Annotated in this window: 20 protein-coding genes and 1 riboswitch; of the genes, 12 read left to right on the top strand and 8 right to left on the bottom strand. The window is 73.4% G+C overall.

Annotation, left to right across the window (positions count from 1 at the left end):
• Nucleotides 1-23 precede the first annotated feature (23 nt).
• Entirely contained in the window at nucleotides 24-3008 is a 2985-nt protein-coding gene (locus HN031_RS16040) for a M1 family metallopeptidase (protein ID WP_172272269.1), read from the top strand.
• Between the two features lie 101 nt (nucleotides 3009-3109).
• A complete protein-coding gene (locus HN031_RS16035) occupies nucleotides 3110-3547 on the top strand; it encodes a YiiD C-terminal domain-containing protein (protein ID WP_216652513.1) in 438 nt (145 codons plus the stop codon).
• Nucleotides 3548-3632: 85 nt separating this feature from the next.
• Here the strand turns inward: HN031_RS16035 and HN031_RS22375 are convergent, their stop codons facing one another.
• Nucleotides 3633-4499 carry a carbohydrate kinase family protein gene (locus HN031_RS22375; RefSeq protein ID WP_172272266.1) on the bottom strand — a complete coding sequence of 289 codons (867 nt, stop codon included), beginning with the start codon at nucleotides 4497-4499 and terminating at the stop codon, nucleotides 3633-3635.
• Nucleotides 4496-5251, bottom strand: coding sequence for a hypothetical protein (locus tag HN031_RS16025; protein ID WP_172272264.1), 756 nt, complete (start codon nucleotides 5249-5251; stop codon nucleotides 4496-4498). Before HN031_RS16025 ends, HN031_RS22375 begins: the two co-directional genes overlap by 4 nt.
• 73 nt (nucleotides 5252-5324) lie before the next feature.
• Between HN031_RS16025 and HN031_RS16020 the strand changes: the two genes are divergently transcribed.
• On the top strand, nucleotides 5325-5948 hold the full coding sequence (locus HN031_RS16020; protein WP_172272262.1) for an SGNH/GDSL hydrolase family protein: 624 nt from the start codon (nucleotides 5325-5327) through the stop codon (nucleotides 5946-5948).
• Here HN031_RS16020 and HN031_RS16015 read toward each other — a convergent pair.
• Nucleotides 5936-7144: a radical SAM protein gene (locus HN031_RS16015; RefSeq protein WP_253943490.1), complete on the bottom strand. Its 1209-nt coding sequence runs from the start codon at nucleotides 7142-7144 to the stop codon at nucleotides 5936-5938. The two genes, HN031_RS16020 and HN031_RS16015, sit on opposite strands and share 13 nt — an antisense overlap.
• A 72-nt stretch (nucleotides 7145-7216) precedes the next feature.
• Here HN031_RS16015 and HN031_RS16010 point away from each other — a divergent pair, with 72 nt between their 5' ends.
• The 3 genes from HN031_RS16010 to HN031_RS22050 are packed head-to-tail and all read left to right on the top strand — an operon-like array spanning nucleotide 7217 to nucleotide 9265.
• Entirely contained in the window at nucleotides 7217-7639 is a 423-nt protein-coding gene (locus HN031_RS16010; protein ID WP_172272260.1) for a hypothetical protein, read from the top strand.
• A 35-nt stretch (nucleotides 7640-7674) separates the two neighbouring features.
• The gene (locus tag HN031_RS16005) at nucleotides 7675-8514 is read left to right on the top strand and encodes an aldo/keto reductase (RefSeq protein ID WP_172272258.1); all 840 of its coding nucleotides are present in this window, start codon (nucleotides 7675-7677) and stop codon (nucleotides 8512-8514) included.
• Between the two features lie 25 nt (nucleotides 8515-8539).
• On the top strand, nucleotides 8540-9265 hold the full coding sequence (locus HN031_RS22050; RefSeq protein WP_172272256.1) for a peptidylprolyl isomerase: 726 nt from the start codon (nucleotides 8540-8542) through the stop codon (nucleotides 9263-9265).
• Here the strand turns inward: HN031_RS22050 and HN031_RS15995 are convergent.
• A complete protein-coding gene (locus HN031_RS15995) occupies nucleotides 9252-9686 on the bottom strand; it encodes an OsmC family protein (protein WP_172272254.1) in 435 nt (144 codons plus the stop codon). The two genes, HN031_RS22050 and HN031_RS15995, sit on opposite strands and share 14 nt — an antisense overlap.
• A 98-nt stretch (nucleotides 9687-9784) precedes the next feature.
• On the opposite strand from HN031_RS15995, the gene HN031_RS15990 reads away from it, so the two are divergent.
• A complete protein-coding gene (locus HN031_RS15990) occupies nucleotides 9785-11854 on the top strand; it encodes a carboxypeptidase regulatory-like domain-containing protein (protein ID WP_172272252.1) in 2070 nt (689 codons plus the stop codon).
• A gap of 24 nt (nucleotides 11855-11878) precedes the next feature.
• Here HN031_RS15990 and HN031_RS15985 read toward each other — a convergent pair whose 3' ends face one another.
• Complete coding sequence (locus HN031_RS15985; RefSeq protein WP_172272250.1) at nucleotides 11879-12022, bottom strand: hypothetical protein; 144 nt, start codon at nucleotides 12020-12022, stop codon at nucleotides 11879-11881.
• A gap of 169 nt (nucleotides 12023-12191) precedes the next feature.
• Here HN031_RS15985 and HN031_RS15980 point away from each other — a divergent pair, with 169 nt between their 5' ends.
• Entirely contained in the window at nucleotides 12192-13022 is an 831-nt protein-coding gene (locus tag HN031_RS15980; RefSeq protein WP_172272247.1) for a formate dehydrogenase accessory sulfurtransferase FdhD, read from the top strand.
• A 304-nt stretch (nucleotides 13023-13326) separates the two neighbouring features.
• Here the strand turns inward: HN031_RS15980 and HN031_RS15975 are convergent, their stop codons facing one another.
• A complete protein-coding gene (locus HN031_RS15975; RefSeq protein ID WP_172272244.1) occupies nucleotides 13327-14751 on the bottom strand; it encodes an HNH endonuclease signature motif containing protein in 1425 nt (474 codons plus the stop codon).
• Nucleotides 14752-14971: 220 nt separating this feature from the next.
• On the opposite strand from HN031_RS15975, the gene HN031_RS15970 reads away from it, so the two are divergent.
• The 4 genes from HN031_RS15970 (at nucleotide 14972) to HN031_RS15955 (ending at nucleotide 22148) form a co-directional block, all read left to right on the top strand.
• A complete protein-coding gene (locus HN031_RS15970) occupies nucleotides 14972-16156 on the top strand; it encodes an exonuclease SbcCD subunit D (RefSeq protein ID WP_172272241.1) in 1185 nt (394 codons plus the stop codon).
• On the top strand, nucleotides 16153-19134 hold the full coding sequence (locus tag HN031_RS15965; RefSeq protein ID WP_172272238.1) for an AAA family ATPase: 2982 nt from the start codon (nucleotides 16153-16155) through the stop codon (nucleotides 19132-19134). The genes HN031_RS15970 and HN031_RS15965 overlap by 4 nt, the downstream gene beginning before the upstream one ends.
• An 81-nt stretch (nucleotides 19135-19215) precedes the next feature.
• The gene (locus tag HN031_RS15960; protein ID WP_172272234.1) at nucleotides 19216-20736 is read left to right on the top strand and encodes a TldD/PmbA family protein; all 1521 of its coding nucleotides are present in this window, start codon (nucleotides 19216-19218) and stop codon (nucleotides 20734-20736) included.
• On the top strand, nucleotides 20736-22148 hold the full coding sequence (locus HN031_RS15955) for a metallopeptidase TldD-related protein (RefSeq protein ID WP_172272231.1): 1413 nt from the start codon (nucleotides 20736-20738) through the stop codon (nucleotides 22146-22148). Before HN031_RS15960 ends, HN031_RS15955 begins: the two co-directional genes overlap by 1 nt.
• 33 nt (nucleotides 22149-22181) lie before the next feature.
• Here the strand turns inward: HN031_RS15955 and HN031_RS15950 are convergent, their stop codons facing one another.
• Entirely contained in the window at nucleotides 22182-23468 is a 1287-nt protein-coding gene (locus HN031_RS15950; protein ID WP_172272228.1) for a serine hydrolase domain-containing protein, read from the bottom strand.
• A 31-nt stretch (nucleotides 23469-23499) separates the two neighbouring features.
• Nucleotides 23500-26322 (bottom strand): aminomethyl-transferring glycine dehydrogenase, encoded by a 2823-nt coding sequence (gene gcvP / locus HN031_RS15945; RefSeq protein ID WP_172273683.1) that lies wholly within the window; start codon nucleotides 26320-26322, stop codon nucleotides 23500-23502.
• 124 nt (nucleotides 26323-26446) lie between these two features.
• Nucleotides 26447-26554, bottom strand: a riboswitch (glycine riboswitch).

The raw sequence follows: 26554 nt of genomic DNA, 5'->3' as shown, positions 1-26554 counted from the left end.
CGCACCGACGAGTGAGGGAACGCATGGCGACGAGTGACGTGAACGGCCGGTCGACGTGGTGGCGGCGGGTCGCCGCCCGAGCCGTACCGGTCGCGATGGTGGCGGGCAGCATCGTCGTGACGGCCACCCAGCCGTCCTCCGCGGCGGACCCCGTGGACGGCGCCCGGACCGCCGGGGACCCCATGTTCCCCCACGTCGGCAACGGCGGCTACGACGCCCTGCACTACGACGTGGTCCTGGACTGGAACGCGACCGGCGTCGTCGGCACCTCCATGACCGGCGTCCTGGACTCGGCCAGCACCACGATGCGGGCCAGGACGACGGGCGCTCCGCTGCGGTCGTTCTCGCTCGACTTGGAGGGCCTGACCGTCGACTCCGTCACGGTCGACGGGGTGCCGGCGACGTACGAGCGGGTCGTCGACCCCGCGACCACCACCTACAAGCTCGTCGTGACACCGGCCGCACCGGTCGAGGGCGACTTCACGACGGTCGTCACCTACCACGGCGTGCCCAACCACCACGTGGACCCGGACGGCTCGTGGGAGGGCTGGGCCGCGACGTCGGACGGCGCCACCTTCATGGGTCAGCCGGTGGGGGCCATGGCTGGCATCCCGCACAACAACATGCCGGGGGACAAGGCCACCTGGAGCTTCACCACCACGATCCCCAGCACCATCACCTCGGCGACCGGTCCCGGCGACAGCGCCGTGGTCGGCAACGGCGAGCTCGCCTCCAGGACCGTCAGCGAGGACGGCACCCGCACCACCTGGAGGTGGGTCCAGCAGGAGCAGATGGCCAGTGAATTGATCATCATCTCGATCGGCAAGTACGACGTCATCGAGTCGCAGGTGACGCTGTCCGACGGCCGCGTCATCCCGGAGTGGTCGTTCATGGACTCGTCGCTGTCGGCGGCCAACAAGACGACGATCACCAACCGCCGCGCGCTGCTCGGCACGATCATCACCCGGCTGGAGCAGCTCTACGGCCCCTACCCGGGCAACAGCACCGGCGTCGTGGTCGACACCGTGCCCAGCGGCATCAACTACGCCCTCGAGACGCAGGACCGCTCGTTCTTCCCGAGCACCGGCTCGGTCAACGGCAACACGCTGATCCACGAGCTCGTCCACCAGTGGTACGGCGACAACGTCACGCCGCAGCTGTGGACCGACATCTGGATGAACGAGGGCATGGCCACCTGGGGACCGAGCTGGTACACCAACGTGCTGGCGTCAGCCACGCCCAACCCGGGCGCGACCGAGACGACGTACTTCAACAGCTGGAACAACACGGCCTCGACGAGCCCGAACTGGGCCACCCCGCCCGGCGCGCAGACGAATCCCGCGAACATCTACGGCTACCAGACCTACACGCGCGGCGCCCAGTTCTGGGAGGCGCTCCGCACGGCGCTGCGCAACGACGCCTTCCTCGAGGTCGTCCGGGAGTGGCAGACCCGCCACGCGGGCGAGAGCCGCAGCGGGGACGACCTGAAGTCCCTGGCCGAGGAGGTCTCGGGACGCGACCTCGACGCGTTCTGGCAGGACTGGATCCTCGACGGCGACAAGCCGGCCTGGCCGAGCAAGTACGACCTCACCCTGGCCGGCGAGCCTGCGTCGACGCCGCAGCCGGGCGGCACGCTGACCTACCAGCTCACCGCGGCCAACGTCGGCAAGGTCGCGCTGACCGACGGCATCGTGGAGGTCGACCTGGTCGACGTCCTGGACGACGCGAGCATCGGCACCCTGCCCGACGGCCTGGTGCTCGACGGCACCACGCTGACCTGGACCGTGCCCTCGACCGCGGCCGGGTCCTCGGCCACCGCGACCTTCGACGTCGTCGCCGACGGTGACGTCTCCGACGAGACGCTGCGGGCGACCGCGGTGCCCACCGGCCTCGGCGGCCTGTGCTCGACCGCAGGCTGCGCCAGCGAGGCAGCCGTCGGCGTCCAGCCGCTCACCCCGTCGGGCGCGCCGGAGGTCACCGGCACGTTCGCGGTCGGAGGCACGGTCACCGTCAGCACGCCCGGCTGGCGTGACGGCACGAGCCTCTCCCACCAGTGGCTGGTCGACGGCACTCCCGTCGAGGGCGCCACCGCGGCGACCTTCACGCTCCGCCCCGACGACCTGGGCAGGACGGTCTCGGTCGCGGTCACCGGCAGCCACCCCGACTACTCGCCCGTCACCCGGACCAGCGCTGCGGCGACCGTCGCTGCGGGCACGCTCGGCAGCACCCCGACGCCGACCATCCAGGGCGACGCGGTCGTCGGCGCCACCGTCACGGCGCTACCGGGTGCCTGGGACGACGGCGCCGCGCTGACGTACGAGTGGTTCCTCGACGGCGAGCCGGTCGGCGCAGGCGCCAGCCGGACCCTCGGCGCGGCCGACGTCGGCAAGCAGCTCGAGGTCGCGGTGACGGCGACGAAGGCGGGTTACACCGGTGTCACCCGGCGGAGCGCCGCGGCGACGGTCTCCGAGGGCCGCCTCCAGGCCACTCCCGCACCCGTGGTGTCCGGGACGGCGACGTTCGGCGAGACGCTGACCGTCAGCCCCGGCACGTGGGACGGGGGAGTCTCGGTGGGCTACCAGTGGCTGCGCGACGGCGTCCCGGTCGCCGGCGCCACCGGTGCGTCGTACGTCCTCGGGCTCGACGACGTGAGGACGCGCATCAGCGTGGCGGTGACGGGGACCAAGCCGGGCTACGCCGCGGTGACCACCAGGAGCGCCACGACGTCGGCCGTCGCCCGGGCCCGGTTCGGCACCGTGGTGGCGAAGATCGCCGGGAAGGCACAGGTCGGCCGCACGCTGAAGGCGCGGGTCCGGGGCATCGGCACGGATCCGACCGTGCGCTACGCGTGGTACGCCGGCAAGAAGAGGCTCGGCAGCACGCCGACGCTCGAGCTGCGCAGGGGACTCCTCGGCAGGAGGGTGACGCTGCGCGTGACCGTCCGCGAGGCGGGCTTCGTCACCACGACCGTGAGGAGCAAGCCGACCACCAAGGTCACGCACAGGTGATCCGCGTGTGTCCCCGGGCGTCCGTGAGTGCCCGGGGACACAGGGTTCCCCGCATCGTCCGCACATTGCCGCACGCCGCCGGATGGCCTATACCTGCGTAGGTGGAGGCATCCCCGTCCCTGGCATCGGTCCCGATCCTCGAGGCGATGGGGATCCGGGTCGTCGAGCTGCGGCCCGGCTTCGCTGCCGCCGAGCTCCCGCCCGAGCCCAACACGAACCACTTCGGTGTGACCTACGCCGGCTCGCTGTTCAGCGTCGCCGAGATGCTCGGCGGCGTGCTCAGCCTGGCGACCTTCGACCTGGAGGGTGAGCTCGCGGGGTTCGTGCCGCTGGTGAAGGAGTCGACGATCGGGTTCCGGCGACCCGCGCTGGGCGTCGTACGCGCCACGGCGTCGCTGGCCCGGGACGAGGTCGATCGGGTCCGCCGCGAGGCGTCGGCGACCGGCAAGGGCGAGTTCGTCCTCGAGGCGACGCTGACGGACGCCCGGGGCGAGGTCGTGGCGTCGACGGTCGGGACCTACCAGCTGCGGCGCTTCTGAACGGTCCCAGGAGGGGCTCCACCCACATCGAAATATCGCCGATAACTGACATTATGTCAATAAGCGTTCATCGAGGACGCCCCGGTCAACCCTCGTGCAGTCCCCCCACCTCACCGGCCAGGTGCGGACCACTGAGGCAGACGACAGCCCGCGCTGCTCCCGCGTCCAGTGACCCACGCAGGTCGGAGCCGTTCCACCGGGCGACGAGGAAGCCGGCGAAGAACGCGTCGCCGGCGCCGTTGGCGTCGACGACCTCGACGTCCTGAGCCTCCGCATCCACCCACGCGCCGCCCGGACCGACCGCCGACGAGCCGTCCGCGCCGTGCGTCACGACGACGGTCCTGCCGTCGGCGGCGACCCGCTCGGCGTACGCCCGCCAGTCCGGCATCCGCTCCGACGACAGCTGCAGGTGGTCCGCGTGGCTGAACGGCTCGTGGAAGGCGGACGTGCCGTCGTAGTCGTGCAGGTCGCTCCACGTCGGCACGCCCGCATCGCGCGCCCATGCCACCCACGGCGCGGACGCCTCGGACAGGTCGACGACGACGAGATCAGCGTCGAACAGGTGTTCGTCCGCGTCCCGCGACGTCCACGGCTCGGCGGGCGAGGGCAGGTGGGTGTAGATGGAGACGCGCTCCCCCGCGTCGGTCATCAGGTTGACGTGCCGCTCGCACCGCCCGCTGCGACTCGGTCGCGCGACCACGCGGACCCCCGCCGCCTCGAGGCTCCCCCGCACCCGCGCGCCCACGTCGTCGGTGCCGAGCACCGTGAGCAGCGTCACCCGGGCGCCGAGGGCGGCGAGGTTGAGCGCCTTGCCCGCGGACGTGCTTCCGAGGGTGCTCCAGGAGCGCTCGGCGAAGTGCGTGCCCGGCACGGGGTCCGGGAGGGCGGCGAGGTGGATGATCTCGTTAGCGCTGGCCGGGCCGACGACCAGCACGCGCGGCGCGGTGGTCACCGGACCTCGCGCCGGGCAGCGAGCGTACGGCGGCTCACGACCGCCGCTCGCCAGAGGATCACCAGGAAGCCGATCGTCACCGCCCGGACGAGCCACGCCAGCCACGGCTCGCGCGGCTCGGTCGTGCCGACGACGACCCCGATCCACTCCACCAGGTGGTCCCCCCGCGTCATCGGCTCACCGGTGTCGGGAACCGCCCATGCCAGCGACGACGCCACCACGGCGACCCACGGCATCAGGGCCGTCATCGCCGCGACGTCGTACCACTGTGCGTCAACCCCTGGCCGTCGGACGTCGGTGAGGAGCACGACCGGTCCGACGACGAGCAGCAGGGTCGGGATCGGGAGCAGCATCGTGCCGATGCCGGCGCTGATGAGGAGCGCGCTGCCCCACGACGTGCCGTCGGTGAACAGGCTGACGATCGTCAGGACGACGCCGATGGCGAAGACGAAGAGCAGCTGCCAGCACGCCCGGAGCCACGCTGCGCCCTCGACCGGCGCGCGGTCCTGACGACGCGGCCACCACGCGGCGACGAGTCCACCGGCCAGCGGAATCACCCCGCTCGCGGCTCCGGCGACGTCGGCCCACCACGGGGCGTCGAGGCCGTCGTCGTACCAGTCCGACCACAGCACGGTGGCCGCAGCGACCGCCGCCACCTGCAGCGCCACCCCGCCCCACAGCGCGGGGTGCCACGGCTCGCGTGCGACGAGGCCGAGATCGGTGTCGCTCGCCGTCGTGGTGGTCTCGTGCATGCTCTCCCCCGCCGACTTCCGGAGGCGCCAGCGTGCCACAACGGGCCTTGGTCGCGTCTGCTGTGCTGGGGCCATGACGGCTCGGCTGGCGCTCCTCGGTGACTCCATCGCGTGGGGGCAGGGCGCTGCCCGCGAACGGGACCGGCTGGGGCCCCGCCTCGTGGAGGGCCTGGCCGTGCGCGCGATCGACGTCGAGCTGCGCACCTTCGCCGTTCCCGGGGCCCGCAGCTCCGGGCTCGCCGCCCAGGTCGACTCGGCCCTCGGGTGGGCCCCCGACGTCGCCGTGGTCGTGATCGGTGCCAACGACCTCACCCACCGCGAGCCGGTCGCCCGGGCCGTGCGCGCGCTCGCGGACGCCGTACGACGCCTGCGTGCGGCCGGCAGCGAGGTGGTCGTCGCCCCGGCCCCCGACCTCAGCGCCGTCCCGCACGTGCCCGTGGCGCTGCGCGGGGTGGTCCGTGCCGCGGGCGACGCCTTCCGGGCCCAGCAGGCCGCGGCCACGAACGCCGAGGGCGGCCTGGTGGCCGACCCCGACCAGCGCGCGTCGCACGCCTTCGCCGCCGACCCCTCCCTGTTCTCGGCCGACCGCTTCCACCCCTCGAGCGCCGGCTACGCCGTGATCGCCGACGCGCTGCTGCCGGCCGTCGTGGACGCCGCGTCGGAGGTGGGCGCCGGCGGTCGGAGTCAGGTCCAGTAGAGGACCCGGCACTGCGGCAGCCGTTGCGCGAGCTGGTCCTCGAACCACCGGCGCAGCTCGCCCATGACCTCCTTGGGGTAGACGTGCTTGCTCGTGCCGAACCGGCCCCTCTTGACGGACCTCCGGGCCTCGTCCATCTCGAGGGTGGTGCGGGGGTACCAGCCGAGCAGGACCTCCTTGCTGCTGGCGGTGAACCGGTGCGTGATCAGCTCGGCGGTCAGGTCGAGCTCGGGCACCTCCGCGACCGCGGCTTCCACGAGGTCGAGAAGGTGGCCGTAGTGCTCGCGCCAGCCGTCGAGCGGCATGATCGGTGCGATGGTGAGCCCCACCGGGTAGCCCGCGGAGGCGAGCCGGCGCAGCGCGGCGAGGCGCTGCTCGAGGGTGCTCGTCCCGCCCTCCCATCGACGGGTCACCGGCAGGCAGTTCACGCTGAACCGGACCCGGGTCCGGCCAGCGTGGGCCAGGTCGACGAAGCGGTCGACGTCGCCGTACTTCGTCGTCCACCGCAGCTGCACCGGCGCGTCCCAGGCGCCGAAGTGCTCGACCGCGCGCTGCCAGCTGCCGGTGACGTGGTCGAGCGCCAGGGGGTCGGTGTAGCAGGACGCCTCGAACGTCGTCCCCTCCGCGCTGCGTGCCCGGGAGCGGCTGGTCACCGTCCCCGTGCCGACGTAGTCGGTCAGGCCGGCGAGGATCCCGTCGAGGTCGGCGTACACGCGGGTGACGGGTGGTCCGGACAGCGAGCCGGCCAGGTAGCAGTACTGGCAGTGCGCCGGACAGCCCTCGGCGAGGTCGACGCGCCAGTCCGCGCTGGGGGCGATGGGCTGCAGCGTGCGACGGCTCGGCGGGCTCACGACCACGGCCAGCGTCGACTTGGCCCGCGCGTACGTCTCCCGGTCCGTCTCGCCGCGCACGCCCGTCAGCCGGTTGGCCCTGAGGCGCTCGACCTCGATGCCGAGCGCCTCCACGCGCTCGACGATCCGCCGTCCGTGCTCCTCGTCGAGGGCTGCGGGGGTGACCACCACCCGCTTGGGGGTCCAGCGCCGCGCGGGGCGGCTCGGCGGCGCCAGCGCCGACAGGTCCGTCTCCGCCGTGACCTCACCGCTCGCGCTGTGCGGCAGCGGCTGGTCATCGCGCGCCAGTGGCTCGGTCAGGTCCACCTCCGCGTCGGTGGCGGGAGTCGCTGCGTCGTCGGGCATGTCTGGGCCGTTCCCCTCCGCGGGCTCGGCATGCCCCCGCGTAGTCGTCGCGCCACGGGGTACCGGGCCCCCATGTCGACGCTCGTGATGATGCTCCTGGTCGTGCAGGTCGTCGGGGGCGCCTACCTCTTCGGCGCCGTCTCCACGGCGGGTGCCAGCTTCAGCACCGCACGCGCCACCCGGCTGCCACCCCTGCTCGTGTTCGGCCACGCCATGCTCGGCCTGGCCGCCCCGACGTTGTGGATCGGCTGGATGGTCACCCGCGCGGACCCCATGGTGTGGGTGACGCTCGGGTCCCTCCTGCTGAGCATCGCCGGCGGCATCGTCATGCTCTCGCGCACCGCCGGCCACTCCGCGACGCTGGAGCGACCCGCGACCGACCCGGCCGACGTGGCGGTCGTCGAGAAGCAGATCCCCAAGCCGGTGCTGGCCGGCCACGGCCTGCTCGCGGCGGTGCTGGTGGCCTGCGTGGTGGCCGTCGGCCTGGGCGTCTGACCCTCCTCCTCGCGTGCCCCCCTAGGTTGGAGCGCATGGCTGAGATCCCGACCCACACCCTCAACGACGGCACCACGCTGCCCGCCATCGGCTTCGGCACCTACCCCCTCCGCGGAGAGGACGGCACCGCCTCGATCGTGAGTGCGCTCGAGGCCGGCTACCGGCTCGTCGACACAGCGGTCAACTACGAGAACGAGACCGAGGTCGGCGAAGCCCTCCGTCGGTCGGGGCTCCCCCGCGACGAGGTCTTCGTGACCAGCAAGATCCCCGGTCGCCACCACGGCTACGACGACGCCGTCGCATCGGTCAGGTCCTCGCTCGAGCGGCTGGGGCTCGAGCGCACCGACCTCCACCTCATCCATTGGCCGAACCCGGGCCAGGGCAGGTACGTCGAGGCGTGGCGGGCCCTGGTCGCGCTCCGGGACGAGGGCCTCGTCCGATCCATCGGTGTCTCGAACTTCACCGAGGAGCACCTCGAGCGGATCATCGACGACACCGGTGTCACGCCGGCCGTCAACCAGGTCGAGCTGCACCCCCGCTTCCCGCAGGAGCACATGCGGGCGGTCCACGACCGGCTCGGCATCCGCACCGAGGCGTGGAGCCCGATGGGCAAGCGCCGGGCCCCGCTGGAGGAGGACGCCGTCACGTCCGCGGCGCAGGCGCACGGTGTCTCCCCGGGCCAGGTCATCCTCCGCTGGCACGTGCAGCTCGGGTCGCTGCCAATCCCGAAGTCGGCGGACCCCGGCCGGCAGGCGCAGAACCTCGACGTGTTCGGCTTCGAGCTCACTTCCGAGCAGGTGGCGGCGATCTCCTCGCTCGCCGAGCCCGACGGCCGGCTGTTCGGCGGGGACCCCGACACCCATGAGGAGATGTGACCCGCGGCTCGTTACGATCGGCGCCATGCTGAAGCGACTTGCCGCCGTGGCGACCTGCCTGTCCGTCCTCGCCCTCGCCGGGTGTGGCACCGAGAACGACGTGGCGGACGACGTCGCGGAGGACACCTCGAGCGCCTCGCCGTCCGAGAGCGAGTCGCCGGAGGCCTCGGAGACCGCCGCCGGTGAGACCGCGACGTGCGACTACCCCGCCGACGGCCAGCAGCCGGCGCGCGAGGTGGAGGCTCCCGACACCGAGGCGCAGGCCGAGGGCACGGTGGCAGCGACCATCACCACGAACTTCGGCGACATCGGCCTCACCCTCGACGCGGCGGCCGCCCCGTGCACGGTGAACTCGTTCGTCTCGCTGGCCGAGCAGGGCTTCTACGACGACACCCCGTGCCCGCGCATCGGTGACCAGGAGGGCTTCGGGATCCTGCAGTGCGGCGACCCCACGGGCACCGGCTCGGGCGGCGCGGGCTACTCGTTCGCCGACGAGCTCACCGGCGACGAGACCTACCCCGCCGGCACGCTGGCGATGGCCAACGCCGGGCCGAACACCAACGGCTCGCAGTTCTTCCTGGTCTTCCTGGACTCGCAGTTCCCGCCGAGCTACACCGTGTTCGGCACGATCGACGAGGCCGGCATCGGCGTGATCGAGGACATCGCAGCGGAGGGCAACGACGCCTCCAGCCCGGCCGGTGGCGGTGCGCCCAACAAGGACGTCACCATCGAGAAGGTCACGGTCGGCTGACCGGGTCGTAGACGACCTCCTCGCCGAGCTGCACGGTCCTCGAGACCGAGCAGAGCCGGTCGCGCGACATCTCGATCGCCGCCTGCACCCGGTCGCGGGCCGCGTCGCCCTCGGGTCCGTCGGGGAACCGCACGTCGAAGGACACGCGCAGCCCGGTCATGTGGTTGCCGAGGTCGTCGCGCACCTTGTGGCCCTCGGCGTGCACCTCGAACGTCGTGCTGGTGGTCCGCTTGTGCGTGATCGCCTCGACGTCCAGCGCGCTGCACCCGGCGATGGCCGCCAGCAGCAGCTCGACCGGCGTGAAGTCGGGGTCCTCTCCCCCGGTGCCGAAGAACGTCTCCCCGCCGCGGGCGTTCGTGGCCTTGAACCGGGCCGGTCCGATGCGGGTGAGCTCGATGCTGCGCAGGCTGTCGTCCGTCATGGGCGCCACCCTGCCAGAGCCGCGGAAGCGCGCCCTTCCCGCCACGGCGGTGCCTCGCTACCCTCCTCGGGAGGCAGGTCCACCGGGGGGAGCCGCGCATGGCACGCAGGTCCGCACCGCTCCTGGCTGCGCTCGTGGCCGGGCTCGTGGTCGTCCTGGCGGTGGGTGCACCCGCGCTGGCCCTGACGGACCGGTGGGCCGCCTGGGCCCCCGTCCAGGGGTCGTCCAACGCGTTCCGCACCACGATGACGCAGCAGTCGCCGGGCTTCCCGGCCGCCGCCGTCGCGTCGGACTCGCGCTCCCCCGTGTCGCTGCCCGCCGGCACCAGCGCCGTCCTCGGCGCCGGCACGCCGCCCGGCCAGAAGTACGGCACGAGCAGCGGCAGCCCCTACCTGCTGCTGCGACCGAGGGCCGACACGGCGACCTCCCCCTCCACGACGACCTACACCTTCGACGCCCCGACGCCCGACACGGGCTGGGCGTTCGTGCTCGGCGACGTCGACGCGGACGCCGTACGCGTGGGCGCCACCGACGCCGAGGGTGACGCCGTGCCGGCCGCCGAGGTCTCCTCGTGGTTCGCCGGCGCCTTCAACTACGCCGGCGGGACCGACGTGCCGACCTGGAACCCCGCGACATCCACCCTCGGCGGCAACGCGGCGGCGACCGACACCGACGGTGCCAGCGGCTGGTTCGAGCCCGACATCCGGCTCACGAGCCTCACGCTCACCTTCACCCGCCGCGCGGGCTTCCCGGTCTACCAGACCTGGTTCGTCAGCCGTGCCCGTCCGGTCGGCGGCACCGTGACGACGCCATCCGGTGACGCCTGCACCCCGGACCGGACCACGCTCACCCTCCTCTCGCCGTACGGCGAGGTGCTCGGCACCACGACACCCGCTCCCGGCGGGACCTACTCCTTCGGGGAGGTCGCGACGCAGGCCGGCTACGTCGTACGCCTCGACGCGCCGGACGACTGCGCGGTCGTGGGTCCGGCGGAGCGCACGGTGTCCAACCGGGGCAACGACGACGATGCCGCGTCGCGCGCGGCTTTCGCCGTGCGGGACATCGTGCCGCAGCCCGTGAGCGGCACCGTCCGTGACGCCGCCGGCGGGGTGGCGGGTGTCGTCGTCAGCCTCACCGCACCCGGGGGCGGCGTGGTCACCACCACGACGGGCGCGGACGGGACCTACCTCTTCGACGCCAACGCCGTGGGCACCGGCTACACCATCTCCATCGGCGTGCCGGCCGGCTCCGGCGCCGGTCCGGCCGGGACCAGCATCACCGGCGTCGAGGTCGCCACCCAGCCGGTCGAGGACCAGGACTTCGTGCTCGTCGACCTGCCGTCCGTCACCGGCACCGTGACCGGCGGCGGCCAGGGGCTCGGCGGGGTGCAGGTCGTGCTGACCCCGGCCGGCGAAGGACCTCCGTTGACGGTGGCGACCGCCGGCGACGGCACCTACGAGCTCGACGGCGTGCCGCCGGGCGACTACACCCTGGCGGTCGTCGCACCCGCGGGGTACGACGCTCCTCCCCCACGCGCGATCACCGTCCCAGCCAGCGGCCTGGCCGCGCAGGACGTCGCCCTGACCCGACCCGGTGCCGTGGGCGGCACGATCACGCGCGACGGAACGCCGGCGGCCGGCGTCGAGGTGGTCGTCGACGGTCCCGGTGGCCAGCAGGTCCTGGTCACGGACGCGGAGGGCGGCTACTTCCTCAACCAGCTCGTGGCCGGCACCTGGACGGTGACCGTGCGCGCCCCCGACGGCACCGTCGTGACGGGCGCGTCGGCGCAGACCGCGTCGATCACCGTGGCGGGCGAGGTGCGCGGCGGGCTGGACTTCGTCCTCGCCACCGCTCCGACGACGTCTCCCTCCCCCACGACGTCGCCGACGCCCACGCCGAGTCCGACGACCGCCGGCCCGTCACCGACCGCATCTCCGACTCCCACCCCGGAGCCGACCCCGGAGTCCACGCCGACCGTCGATCCCACCGACGAGCCCACTGACGAGCCCACGGACGAGCCCACGGACGAGGACGGCGGCGACACCGACCAGCCGGTCGTGCTGCCGGACACCGGGGGCCCCTCGCGGTGGCTGGGGGTCGCCAGCGCCGGGCTCGTCCTCCTCGGGCTCGCCCTTCTGGTGGTCAGCCGACGCGGGCTGCGTCCCTGACCTCCGTCGCTTACCTCCCCAGGATCAGCGGGTGGCGCGGCGTGCGGCGCGGCGGGCGCGACGCTCCTCGCGACGGGCGATCTCCACGTCCCGCAGGAGTGCACGGTCCTCGGCCGAGTGAGCCCGCGCATCGACGAGGCTGAGGGCGAGGTGCACTTGCGTGGTCATGGAGGTCGATCCTTCCGAGGGCTGATGGCCCTCGCGTCGCGAGCGGGAGTGTAAGAAGCGGCCGCACCGTTGCGGCTCTTACATCCTACGAGCGCCGCACCGCCCGACCGGCATCCCCGGCGGGGTGACGTCGACCACCACGCGCAGCCCCACCGGATAGTCTCGTGGAGTGACGAGCGAGCGTGGGAGGCGGCCGGGGCCGTCGGTCCGGACGCGCGTCGTGGAGCACACCACCGACGCGGAGATCCCCCGCGAGGACCGGCTCATCACCGAGGAGCCCCTCGAGATCCGCGTGCGCGCCGGGGTGCTGGAGCCGCGTCGCGCATGGGTGACCATGCGGACGCCGGGACACGACTTCGAGCTCGCCGCCGGCTGGCTGGTCAACGAGGGGCTCGCCACGGCGGACTCCCTGGCCCAGGTCGCCTACTGCACCGACGAGGACCTCGCCCCCGAGCAGGAGTTCAACGTCGTGACGGTGTCCGTCACCGGCACCGCCGCCGACCTCCCCCACCGCCACGTGGCCGCGTCCGCCGGGTCGTCGGCGTGCGGCGTGTGCGGCAAGGACAGCGTCGCGGAGGCGCTGGAGACCCGGTCGGGGACGGCCTGGCCCGGCCCGCGTCCCGGTGCGGACGTCGTACGACGCCTGCCGGAGGCGCTGCGGGAGCGACAGCAGCTGTTCGCGAAGACGGGCGGCGTGCACGCGGCCGGGCTCGCCGCAGCGGACGGAAGCATGTTGGTGGTCCGCGAGGACGTCGGGCGCCACAACGCCGTCGACAAGGTCGTGGGCGCCCGGGTGCTCGCCGGCGAGCCTTCAGCGGCCGCCTGCTTGGTCCTCAGCGGACGGGTGGGCTTCGAGCTCGTGCAGAAGGCCGCGGCCAGCGGCATCGGGTCCATCGTCGCCGTCGGCGCCCCCACCAGCCTCGCGGCTCGGCTGGCCGCCGAGGCGGGCATCGACCTGTGGGGCTTCACCTCGCCGGGGCGGACGGTCCGCTACTGCTGATGTCCTTGGCCGGGGTCGGTCCCCCCGGCGATCGAACAGCCGGGATCGCCGTGGTCGACAGGGGCCGACCGGACCAACCGGGAGGACCACCTCACCGTCCTACCTGACAAGGCGAACGTTGTGGGCTTCGTGGTCGCGTAGCCCCGTGCATGGGATCCGTTGGTCGCAAACTGGACGCCGGCGGAAGTCCGTCGTCCCTGAGGCGGCGTTGAAGCGGTGACGAGGCTTCTCGCGGCGGGCGTTCAGCTGACGGAGCGCCACGAAGCCCCCGCCGGCAGGTTGCTCGGCGGGGTGTGGAGCGGGGTCATGGTCGGTCGGGCGGGTCCGCCCCAGCAGCAGCGCCACTGATCCGGGTGGTCCCGGTGCGGTCGCGTCGGTAACGATGGCCGTGGGGGCTGGTCCACTCGTAGACGCCGATTCCGGTCACCTCGTAGCGCCAGCCGGTGTGGGTCTTGAGGCGGTGGTGCCAGCGGCACTCCGGTGCGAGGTTCGAGGACACGGTCGGCCCCGGCTGGGGAGTGCCCTCGGCGTCGGCGTCGTGGTCGTACGGGACGACGTGGTCGATGTCGCAGGCTCGGGCTGGTCGGGTGCACCACGGGAAGACGCACGTGCGGTCGCGGAGGATCACCTGTTCGCGGATCCGGTCGGGGATGTCGTAGCCGGGTGCGGTGAGCTCCGCGTTCAGGTCGATGACCGGCTTGACGGTCACCTTGGTGCGGGAGTCGCGGCACCAGTCCTTGACTTGCCCGAGGAGGACGAGCCGCTGGCCCTCCTCCATCCGGCCGGTGGGACCGAACACGGTCTCCAGCCCGTCGAGCCCGTCGAGGCTGGCGTCGAAGTGGGCGTGCAGGACGACTTCCCGGGCGATGGGCAGGCCGTCCTTGCTCCTGGCGGCGGTCGAGCCCTGGGTGTGGAGGTCGAGTGCGGTCTGGGTGCGGGCCAGGTCGCCCAGCGCTGCGGACCGTCGGGCGTCGAGCGAAGCGTGTGAGCCGAGTGTTTTCAGCGTCTCGGCGCCGTGGGCGAGGGCTCGGTCGAGGTCGAGGGCGTCGGCGATGTCCAGCTCGGCCTCGAACCGCAGGGTTCCGGCGTAGTGCACGTCCTGGTCGTGCACCGTCGCGTGGCGCGGGTCGACCGCCAGGTAGCCGTCCTCGGGATCCGCAGTCGGGTCGAGGGTGTCGAGGTGGTGGCGCTTGATGGTCTCCGCGACCAGCCGGTCGAGCTGCGCGGGACCGACCCGGCCGGCGACGGCCGCGACTTGGGTGTCGACCCACCGCGCCGCCTCGATAGTGAGGGAGGGGGTGGCGTGGATGGTGGCTTCCGCGACGGTGCGGGCCCGCCAGGCCGGCACCGCACCGGCGTGGACCTGTGCCCACAGGCGTGGGAGGCGGTGCCGCAGCTCGAGGGCGTGACCGATGAGCCGCTTCGCTGACGTCGACGAGATGCCGAGGACGGTGCCGAGCTCGGCGATGCAGAACTCCGCCACCGCCGGGCACCCCTCGCCGGCGATGGGCTCCTCGTGCTCGAGGCCGTACCGGCCACCGTCGCTGAACACCGCGGCGCTGTGGATTGACTCCGGCGGGTGCAGGTCGGCCCAGCCGGCGGCGAGGTCGAGCTGCCGTGCAGCCGCGGCGTCTTCGTCACTTCGAGCGGAGCGGATCGAGGCAAGCAGCGCCGAGGCGGAGAGGTCCTCGACCTCAGCTCCGGGTGCCGCTGCCAGCGTCTCGATCATGTGTTCGATTTTACGGACAACCACCGACAACGGACCACGGCCGTATAGGGCGGTAGTGCCAGGCGCACGACCGCAGGAGCCGCCCGAGGGCACGCCGGTGGAGCCGGGACGCCCGCCAGACGACAAGAACCAGCAGAGAGTGAGCCGGCCCTCCCACACCACACCCCCGGCCCGGCGTGGTGAGCCGACGGGTGTCGGTGCGGCGATCTACGGTCGGCGTGTGCGCATCCTCCACACCTCTGACTGGCACCTGGGGAGGTCCTTCCACCGCGAGGACCTCCTGGGGCACCAGGGTGCGTTCATCGACCACCTGCTCGAGGTGGTCGAGTCCGAGAGGGTGGACGTGGTCGTTGTGTCCGGCGACGTCTACGACCGCGCGCTCCCCCACGTCGACGCCGTCACCCTGGCCGACGAGGCGTTCTCGAGGTTGGCCGCCTCGCGTGCCCGGGTCGTGGTGAGCAGCGGCAACCACGACAGCGCCCGGCGGCTGGGCTTCGGGTCGCGGCTGATGGACGCCGCCGGTGTCTTCGTGCGCACCGACGCCTCGACCGTCGGCACGCCGGTCGTCCTGGGCGACCGTCACGGCGACGTGGCGATCCACGCCATCCCCTACCTCGATCCTTCCGCGCTGCTCCACCCGTGGGGCCTCGGGCACCGCAGCCACGAGGCCGCGCTGAGCGAGGCGATGACCCGCGTACGCGCTGACCTCGCCGCGCGTCCCCCGTCCACCCGCTCGGTCGTCCTGGCTCACGCGTTCGTCGCCGGCGCCACCCCGTCGGAGTCCGAGCGCGACATCAGCGTCGGCGGCGTCTCACGGGTCGCCACGAGCGTCTTCGACGGCATCGACTACACCGCTCTCGGGCACCTCCACGGTCCCCACGTGCTCTCCGACGCGCTGCGCTACTCCGGCTCCCCGCTCGCCTACTCCTTCTCGGAGGCCGACCAGGCCAAGGGCACGTGGCTCGTGGAGCTCGATGCGACCGGCTTCTCGTCGGCGACGTGGATCAGCTCGCCGATGCCGCGCCGGCTGTCGCGGATCACCGGCACCCTCACCCAGCTCCTCGAGGACGCCTCGCTCGCCGACGTCGAGCAGCACTGGGTGCAGGCGACGCTCACCGACGAGCGCCGACCGGCTCGCGCCATGGAGCAGCTCCGCCGCCGCTTCCCGCACACCCTCGTCCTGCAGTTCCCCACGCCCCCGGCCGAGCCGGCGGCGCCGACCCGGCCGGCCACCGGCACGAGCGACCACACCATCGCGCTCGACTTCGTCCGCCACGTACGCGGGTCCGCGGCGACCGACGCCGAGACGGCCCTCCTCCAGGAGGCCGTCGACGCCTGCTGCCACGACCCCGACCAGGACGTGCTGGTCGGGGCGCCGAGTGGTCGCGCGGGTGAGGCGACATGAGGCTGCACCGCCTCGAGGTCGAGGCGTTTGGGCCGTTCGCCGACCGCGCCGAGGTCGACTTCGACGCGCTCTCCGACGCCGGCCTCTTCCTGCTCAGCGGACCGACCGGTGCCGGCAAGTCCAGCGTGCTCGACGCCGTCTGCTTCGCCCTCTACGGCGACGTGCCGGGCGACCGCTCGGCGGCCAAGCGGCTGCGCTCCGACCACGCGGCAGCGGACGCCGTCCCCCGGGTGGTCCTCGAGGCCACGCTCGCGGGCCGACGGTTCCGGATCGACCGGTCGCCTGCGTGGACCCGCCCCAAGAAGCGGGGCGTCGGCACCACGACAGAGCAGGCGCGCGTCGTCATCTCCGAACGGCGTCCCGCCGCCGACGGCGCCGTCGAGTGGCACCCGCTCAGCACCCGGCTCGACGAGACCGGCCACCTGGTCACGCGCCTGGTCGGCATGACGCTCCCCCAGTTCTGCCAGGTCGCACTGCTCCCCCAGGGCCGGTTCCAGGCCTTCCTCCGGGCCCGGTCCGATGAGCGCCACGCCCTGCTCCAGCAGGTGTTCCAGACCGAGCGCTTCGACCGGATCGAGAAGTCGTTGCGCGACCGTCGGGTCGAGCTGCGGCGCGCGTCCGAGTCCCACCACACCACCGTCGCCGACCTCGTCAGCCGGGTCAGCGAGGTCGGTGGTGATGACGCACCGGCCGAGTGGCCCGCGGACCCCGAGCTGCTCAGCGGCTGGATCGAGGCGCTCGGGGCCGCCGCCGGCGCGGCCTCGGCGGCGCAGGCCGCCGAGGTCGAGCGAGCCGCCTCGGCCGAGGTGGCCGCGGCGGCAGCCTCCGCCGCCGGCATCGAGCTCGCCGGGCTGCGCGCCACGCACGCGGCCGCCCACCGTGCCCGGTCCGACCTCGAGGCCGCCGCTGCAGGGCACGCCGAGCGCCGACGACGCGTCGACCGGGCGCACCGGGCGCGCGCGGTCAAGCCACTCCACGAGCTGGCGGTCCGCGCCATGGCGGACGTCGCCGACCTGCAGAGGCGACAGTCGACCGCACACGCCGCGCTCGAGGACCTGCTCGGCACGTCCCTCGACGACCAGCAGGTCGCCGAGCACCGCACCGCGGCGGCGCGCACCCTCGCCGAGGTCGTACGCCTCCGACCGCTGCAGCGCCAGGCTGCCGACCTCGAGCGCGAGCTGGCGCGTTGCACGCGCCGGAGTGCCGAGACCGACGCCGAGCTCCTCCGGGTCGCGGCCCGGGCCGACGCCGTCCCGATCGAGCTCGAGCTCGCCCAGCCCGCACTGACGGCGGCACGCGACGCCGAGGTCCTCGTTGCGGCGCTGGCCGGTGAGCTCGAGGTGGTCCGCACCCGGATCCGGGCTGCGCGGTCCGCCGAGGCCCTCGACTCCCAGCTGCGCGCCGCCGAGCGGTCCCTCGCCGAGGCGACCGAGGCGCGCCTGCTGGCCCGTGAGGCGCTGGTGGAGATCCGCGAGCAACGCCTCGACGGCATGGCCGCCGAGATCGCGGGGCGGCTGGCGGTCGGCGCGAGCTGCCCGGTCTGCGGGTCGGCCGACCACCCCCACCCCGCGGCGCCCGCGCCGGGCGCGCCCGACGAGGCCACCGAGCGCGCGGCCCGACGGGAGGTCGACGACCTCGAGGTCGTGGTGGAGGCTCACGCCCAGCAGGTCCGCGGCATCGAGTCCCGGCTGGCGGCCCTGCGCGCCGAGGCGGGCGCGACGGCCGCGCACCTCCTCGCCGAGGAGGAGGACGCCCGCACCCGTCTGCAGCGCGCCCGCGCCGAGGCATCGCGGGTCGGCGACCTCGCTGCCCGCGTCGAGGCCCTCCTCGCCGAGCGCGAGTCCCTGGCCCGTGACCGCGAGTCGCTGGGAGCGACGGCGGCAGCACTCGAGACCGAGGCGGCGGTCATCGCGTCCCGCCTGGCGTCGCTGCGCGACCAGCTCGCCCTGGTCGTCCCGGACGGGTCCGACCTCGACCGCGTCACCGCCTTCCACCAGCGGGTCGAGGCGCTGGCCCACCAGTGCGCCGACCTGGCCGCCGACCTGGCGCGGGCCCGGTCCACGTCCGACAGCACCCAGCTGGCAGCCGACGAGACGGCCGCGCAGGCGGGTTTCGAGTCCTCGGTCGCAGCGGCCGCCGCGTGGCTCCCCGACGACGCGGTGGCGGACCTGCACCAGCAGGTCGAGCGCCACGAGCGTGAGGCCGCGCGACTGGCCGAGGCGCTCGCGGACCCTGAGCTGGCCCGGGCAGCGGCTGGCGAGGCGCCCGACCTCGAGGCGCTCGCCCGGGCCCACCACCGGGCCAAGGAGGAGCTGGCCACCGCTCGCCTCGAGGAGCTCGGACTTCGCGAGCGCGTCGAGCGGCTCCGCGGGCTCGCGGCGACGGTCGAGGCGGGACTCGCCGCCTGGTCGCCCGTCCGGCGCGAGCTCGACCTGGTCGCCGACCTCGCCGCCCTGGTGGAGGGCAAGCACCCCGACAACCGGCTCCAGATGCGGCTCTCGGCCTACGTCCTGGCGCACCGCCTCGGGCAGGTCGTCGACGCGGCCAACCTGCGCCTGTCCTCGATGAGCGACCAGCGCTACTCCCTCGTGCACACCGGCCGCCGCGGCGCCGGGGAGACGCGCGGCGGGCTCAGCCTGCTCGTCCGCGACGACTGGACCGGCGACACCCGCGACCCGGCGACCCTGTCGGGCGGTGAGACGTTCGTCGTCTCGCTCGCCCTGGCGCTCGGGCTGGCCGACGTGATCACCGACGAGGCGGGAGGCACCGACCTCGACACCCTCTTCGTCGACGAGGGCTTCGGGTCGCTCGACGCCGAGACCCTCGAGGACGTCATGGACACCCTCGACACGCTGCGCGACGGTGGTCGGGTGGTCGGTGTGGTCAGCCACGTGCCCGAGCTCCAGACCCGCATCCCGACCCAGCTGCGGGTGCACCGGGGCAGGGCGGGCAGCCGGACGACGCTCAGCCTGGCCTAGCGCCGACGGCCCACGGCAGTCCCGCACGACACCCCGGCCACCCGTCGTGCGGACCACGTGGCTCGGGATAGGTTCGTCCGCATGAGTGCGCCCGGGCTCGACCCGACCTTCAGCGACCTGCCGCACCGTCGCCTCGGCGACGTCGCCCTGGCCCGAGCGCAGGAGCTCGGTGCCAGCCACGCGGACTTCCGCCTGGAGCGCAACCGCTACCAGTACCTCGGCGCCCGCGACGGCGTCCTCCAGACCGCCAGCGACGCCGAGGACCTCGGCTTCGCGGTGCGCGTCGTCCACGACGGCGCCTGGGGCTTCGCCTCGGGCGTGGTGCTGACCGACGACGAGGCCCGCCGCGTCGCCGAGACGGCCGTCGCGGTGGCCAAGGTGGCCGCGGCGATGACCACGACGCCGGTCGAGCTCGCGCCCGAGCCGGTCCACGACGACGTCACCTGGATCTCGGCCTACGAGACCAACCCCCTCGACGTACCCACCCCCGAGAAGGCCGCCCTCCTCGTCGACTGGACGCAGCGGCTGCGCAGCGGTGCCGCCGTCGCCCACGCGACGGCGTTCCTCCAGCAGGTGCAGGAGAACAAGTACTACGCCGACCTGTCCGGCACGCGCACCACCCAGCAGCGCGTCCGCCTGCAGCCCGGCTTCGAGGCCACCGGCGAGGACGCCGAGAGCGGGATCTTCGACTCGATGGCCTCCATCGCCCCGCCGGTCGGGCGCGGCTGGGAGTACCTCACCGGCGGGCACTGGGACTGGGACGCCGAGCTGGCCGAGGTGCCCGAGCTGCTCGCGGAGAAGCTGAAGGCGCCCAGCGTCGAGGCCGGGACGTACGACCTGGTCGTCCACCCCTCCAACCTCTGGCTCACGATCCACGAGTCGATCGGCCACGCCACCGAGCTCGACCGCGCCTTGGGCTACGAGGCCAACTACGCCGGCACGTCGTTCGCGACCTACGACAAGCTCGGCACCCTGCAGTACGGCTCGCCCGTCATGAACGTGCAGGGCGACCGCACGCAGGAGCACGGCCTGGCCACCGTCGGCTACGACGACGAGGGCGTCCAGACGCAGAGCTGGGACATCGTCCGCGACGGCGTCCTCGTCGGCTACCAGCTCGACCGGTCGATGGGTCACCTCAAGCCGGAGCTCAACGACGGCCGCTCCAACGGCTGCGCGTACGCCGACTCGCCGGGGCACATCCCGATCCAGCGGATGGCCAACGTGTCCCTCGTGGCCGGTGCCGACGACCTCACCACCGACGACCTCATCGGGCGCGTCGAGCGCGGCATCTACGTGGTCGGTGACAAGTCCTGGTCGATCGACATGCAGCGCTTCAACTTCCAGTTCACCGGCCAGCGGTTCTACCGCGTCACCGACGGCAGGCTCGACGGGATGCTGCGCGACGTCGCCTACCAGGCGACCACGACCGACTTCTGGGGCTCGATGGAGGCGGTCGGCGGCCGGGACACCTGGGAGCTGCACGGGGCGTTCAACTGCGGCAAGGCCCAGCCCGGCCAGGTTGCCGCGGTCAGCCACGGCGCCCCGACCGCGCTCTTCCGGGGCGTCAACATCCTCAACACCATCGACGAGGCAGGCCACTGATGTCCCCCTCCCTGCAGCCCTCCGCGCACCTCACCGCCCAACAGCTGGTCGAGCACGCGCTCGCGACGTCGAGCGCCGACGACTGCATCGCCATCGTCCGCGACACCACCAGCGCCAACCTGCGCTGGGCCAACAACACGCTCACCACGAACGGCGTGATGACCGAGGTCTCCATGACCGTCGTCAGCTTCGCCGCCGTCGGCGGAGGCGTCGCCACCGGCTCGGTCTCCGGCAGCGCCTCCACCCTCGAGCAGGTCACCGCCCTCGTGACCGCGGCGGACGCGGCGGCGCGCGCCGGCTCGCCCGCCGAGGACGAGGCGGAGCTCGTGGGCGACGTGACGTCCCCCGACTGGGAGACCGGGCCCGAGACCACCGACATCGGCGTCTACGACGCGTTCGCCCCGGCGCTCGGCGAGGCGTTCGTGCAGGCCACCGCCGAGGACCGGCTCCTCTACGGGTTCGTCAACCACGACGTCGCTACGACCTACCTCGGCTCGAGCCGCGGGCTGCGGCTGCGCCACGTGCAGCCCACGGGCCACTACGCCTGCACCGGCAAGGACACCTCGTTGACCCGCAGCGCCTGGACCGGAGGTGCCACCCGCGACTTCCGCGACGTCGACGCGGCGGCGATGGCCGCCACCGTCGCGCAGCGGCTCCGGTGGGCCGAGCGGCGCATCGACCTGCCCGCCGGTCGCTACGACACCATCCTGCCGCCGTCGTCGGTGGCCGACCTGATGATCGACGCCTACTGGGGCGCCGGCGCCCGCGTCGCGCACGAGGGCGAGTCGGTCTACAGCCGCCGCGGCGGCGGCACCCGGATCGGCGACAAGGTCGCCGCGCCCGGGGTGAGCCTGTTCTCCGACCCGGCACACCCGGGACTGGAGTGTGCGCCGTTCGTCATCGCCGGCGCCTCGGACAACACCGACTCGGTCTTCGACAACGGCCTGCCGCTCGGGCGGACGGACTGGATCCGCGACGGGCTGCTCACGGGCCTCCTCCAGACCCGCCACTCGGCCGGGATGACCGGACAGCCCGTCACGCCGATGGTCGACAACCTCGTCCTCGAGGTCGGTGACGGTGCCGGCACGATCGGCGACATGGTCTCCGGCACGCAGCGCGGCCTGCTGCTCACCTGCCTGTGGTACATCCGCGAGGTCGACCCGCAGACCATGCTCCTCACCGGCCTGACCCGCGACGGCGTCTACGTCGTCGAGGACGGCGAGATCGTCGGCGCAGCCAACAACTTCCGGTGGAACGAGAGCCCGATCGACCTGCTCAACCGGTTCAGCGCCGCGACCGAGTCGGTGCCCAGCTTCAGCCGCGAGTGGGGCGACGACTACTTCTCCCGCACCGCGACGCCGGCGCTGCGGATCCCCGACTTCAACATGTCGAGCGTGTCCCAGGGCGTCTGAGGCAAGCGTCCGGCCGGGGCCTCCCACCGCGCGTCAGCGTGGGTGGCCGCCCGGGATGTCGACATCGGGGTCGTAGGGCGTGCGCGTGTAGACGAACGTCGCGCACTCGAGGTTGCGGATGCTCCCGTCCGGTCGGCGTACGACGTCGAGGCGCTCGCCGCGGTGGTAGCCGAGCACCCCGACCAGGGCTCCGTCGACGAGCTCGAACCGGTCGGTGACGACCCCGCCCCGCGCCATCGCCCGCAGCTCGAGGCCGTCGTTGTGCCAGCGCACGTCGTAGGCCGTGTTGCCCCAGAACCAGACGCCGGGCAGGCCGTGCACCGGCCCGGGCAGCACCACCGTCGGCCGCCACGGCGCCGGCCGCCCGTCGTCGGCGTCGGGGTCGCCCTCGATGAGCGACACCGCCAGCTCACGCGGGTCGATGCCGGTCGTGGCGTTGGTGAGCACCACCGAGCCGATCCCGCTGTCCGGGTCGACGTGGAGGGCGGCCAGGAAGCCCGGCATCGAGCCGTTGTGCCCGACCAGCCGGCCACCGGGGTGCAGTCCCAGCATCAGGCCGAGACCGTAGTCCGGGGTCACCGGGCGGTGCATCTCCGCCAGCGTCGCCGGGGCGAGGACGTCGGGGCGGCCGCCGCCCAGCACCTGCCCCCACGTGACGAGGTCGGCCAGGGTCGACCACAGCTGACCGGCCGGCGCCATCGCGCCGGTGTCGGTCAGCGGCTCGTGCACGCGGATGCCGGTGAAGTGGTCGACGCTCCACCCCGCCTGCGCGCCCGGGCGCGGGAGGTACGACGTCGTACGCATCCCCAGCGGCCGGAGGAGCCGCTCGGCCACGAGGACCCGCCACGGGGCGCCGAGCCGGCGCGCGACCACCTCGCCGAGGAGTGCGTAGCCGAGGTTGGAGTAGTGGAACCACTCCCCCGGGCCGGCGACCCGGCCCGCACCGTCGTTGGCCGCGGCCAGCGCTGCGAAGTCCCCACCGCGGGTGCGTTCCCACCACGCCCCGCGCGGCTCGCTCTGCATGCCCGAGGAGTGCGCCAGCGCCTCACGGATCGTCGCCTCGCCGTAGCCGACGTCGCCGAGGTGCGCCGACAGCGGGTCGTCGAGGTCGAGCAGACCGGCGTCGCGGGCCTGCATCACCAGGACCGCCGTCATGGTCTTGGTGATCGACCCGATCCGGTACTGCCCGTCGAGGCCCGGCGCGTCCCCGGCGCCACCGGCCCACACGGCGCCGTAGCGGTCGAAGACGGCACCGACCACGGACGTCAGCCGGCCCTCGGCCTGCGCGACGTCCAGCAGGCGCTGTCGTTGGTGGCTCACGGGGAGACCCTAGACGGCGCCTGCCGCACGGTCAGTCCTGGGCGAACGCCTCCGGCGGCGGGCAGGCGCAGACGAGGTTGCGGTCGCCGTAGGCCTGGTCGATGCGCGCCACCGGGGGCCAGTACTTGTCGGAGTCGATGCCCTGCGGGAAGACGCCGAGCTCGCGGGAGTAGGGCCGCTCCCAGTCCCCGACCAGCGCGCGGGCGGTGTGCGGGGCGTGGCGCAGCGGCGAGTCCTCGGGCGTCCACTCGCCCGCCTCCACCCGCGCGATCTCGCCGCGGATCGCAATCATCGCGTCGCAGAACCGGTCGATCTCGGCCAGGTCCTCGGACTCGGTCGGCTCGACCATGAGGGTGCCGGCGACCGGGAACGACATGGTCGGCGCGTGGAAGCCGTAGTCGACCAGGCGCTTGGCGACGTCGTCGACGCTCACGCCGCTGGCCTTGGTGATGCCGCGCAGGTCGAGGATGCACTCGTGGGCGACGAGGTCGCCGTGCCCGCGGTAGAGGACCGGGAAGTGCTCGCCGAGGCGGTGCGCGACGTAGTTGGCGGACAGCACCGCCACGGCGGTGGCCCGGGTGAGGCCCTGCGCGCCCATCATCCGGATGTAGGCCCAGGTGATCGGCAGGATGCCCGCGGAGCCGTACGGCGCCGCGCTGATCGGGCCGATGCCCTGGCGCTTCTCCGCCTCCGGGTGCCACGCGTGCGAGGGCAGGTAGGGGGCGAGGTGGGAGCGTACGGCGACCGGCCCCACGCCGGGACCGCCACCGCCGTGCGGGATGCAGAACGTCTTGTGCAGGTTGAGGTGGGAGACGTCGCCGCCGAACTCGCCGGGACGCGCGTAGCCGAGCAGCGCGTTGAGGTTGGCGCCGTCGACGTAGACCTGGCCGCCGTGGTCGTGGACGATCTTGCACAGGTCGGTGATGGTGTCCTCGTAGGCGCCGTGCGTCGAGGGGTAGGTCACCATGATCGCGGCCAGCGACTCGGCGTGCTGGTCGCACTTGGCGAGGAGGTCGTCGAGGTCGACCGACCCGTCGTCGGACGCCTTGACCACGACGACCTTCATGCCGGCCATCACCGCCGAGGCGGCGTTGGTGCCGTGCGCCGACGACGGGATCAGGCAGACGTTGCGGTCGGTGTCGCCGTTGGCACGGTGGTAGCCACGGATGGCGAGGAGGCCGGCCAGCTCGCCCTGCGACCCGGCGTTGGGCTGCACGGAGACCTTGTCGTAGCCGGTCACCTCCGCGAGCCAGCGCTCGAGGTCGTCGACGAGCTCGCGGTAGCCGGTCGCGTCCTGCGCCGGCGCGAACGGGTGCAGGTCGGCGAAGCCGGGCAGGCTCACCGGCTCCATCTCCGTGGTGGCGTTGAGCTTCATCGTGCAGGAGCCGAGCGGGATCATGCCGCGGTCGAGCGCGTAGTCGCGGTTGGACAGCTTGGCGAGGTAGCGCAGCATCTGCGTCTCGCTGTGGTGGGAGTTGAAGACCTCGTGGGTCAGGAAGTCCGTGGTGCGGCGCAGAGCCTCGGGGAGGCCGGCCGCCGTCGCGTCGGTCCCGGCCGCCACGCCGAAGGCGCGGAGCACGGCCGCCACCGTCGAGGGGCTGGTCCGCTCGGAGGTGGACAGCCCGACGTGGTCCTCGTCGACGAGCCGCAGGTGGAGCCCGACCGTGCGCGCCGCGGCGACGACCTCGCCCGCGCGGCCCGGCACGGCGACGGTGAGCGTGTCGAACCAGGTGTCGTTGACGACCTCGAGGCCGCCGGCGCGGAGGGCGGCGGCGATCCCGTTGGCGTGGTCGTGGATGCGCTGGGCGATCCGCCGCAGGCCCTCGGGTCCGTGGTAGACCGCGTACATCGACGCGACCACCGCGAGCAGGACCTGAGCGGTGCAGATGTTGGACGTGGCCTTGTCGCGGCGGATGTGCTGCTCGCGGGTCTGCAGCGCGAGCCGGTAGGCCGGACGGCCCTCCGCGTCGACGGAGACGCCCACGAGCCGACCCGGCAGGTGCCGCTCGAGCCCGGCGGAGACCGCCATGAAGCCGGCGTGCGGCCCGCCGTAGAAGAGGGGTACGCCGAAGCGCTGGGACGAGCCGACGACGACGTCGGCCCCGAAGGTGCCCGGCGCCTCGAGCAGGGCCAGGGAGAGGATGTCGGCGGCGACGACGACCAGGCCGCCCCGCTCGTGGGCGGCCTCGATCACCGGGCGAGGGTCGGGAACGGCGCCGGACGCGCCGGGGTACTGCACCAGTACGCCGCACAGGTCACCCTCGGGCAGGCCGTCGCGCAGGTCGGCCACGACGACCTCGATGCCGAGACCCTCGGCGCGGGTGCGGATGACGTCGATCGTCTGGGGCAACGCGTCGGCGTCGACGACGAAGGGCCCGGTCGCGGTGCGCTGCGCGCGGCGTACGAGCGTCATCGCCTCCGCCGCCGCGGTGCCCTCGTCGAGCAGCGACGCGTTGGCGGTCGCCAGCCCGGTCAGGTCGGCCACCACGGTCTGGAAGTTCAGCAGCGCCTCGAGCCGGCCCTGGGAGATCTCGGGCTGGTAGGGCGTGTAGGCGGTGTACCAGGACGGGTCCTCGAGCACGTTGCGCCGGATGACGGGCGGGGTGATCGTCGCGTGGTAGCCGAGCCCGATCATCGCCTCGGCGGGGCGGTTCTGCGAGGCCAGCGTGCGCAGCGCGCGGGCGGTGGCCTCCTCGTCGAGCGCGTCCGGCAGGTCGAGCGCCGCGGCGGTGCGGATGCCGCCGGGGACGGCGGCGGACATCAGCGCCTCGAGCGACTCGTGGCCCACGGCCTCGAGCATGTGAGCGACGGCCGCGTCGTCAGGGCCGATGTGGCGGGCGACAAACTCGCCCAGCGTGGTCCCGGTCGAGTCGGTCGGGCTGTCGGTCGAGCTGTCGGTCGAGGTGGCGTCCGGCACGGGCACTCCTTGAGGTCACTCGGATGACCTCCCATCTGTCGGCCCGGTGGCCTCCAGAGTGCCAGCCCGTGCGGTCCTGGTGCCTGAGAGGTTCCGGGAGGAATTGCCCCTTCGGCGCACTGCGACCTGCCACGAGGACCGGCCGCAACGACTCTCCCGCACGGGATGT

The organism is Nocardioides sp. zg-1308, from assembly GCF_013155375.1.
Classification (GTDB): Bacteria; Actinomycetota; Actinomycetes; order Propionibacteriales; family Nocardioidaceae; genus Nocardioides; species Nocardioides renjunii.
Note: the sequence above shows the minus strand (reverse complement) of the source record. Positions and strands in the feature narration are given on the sequence as shown.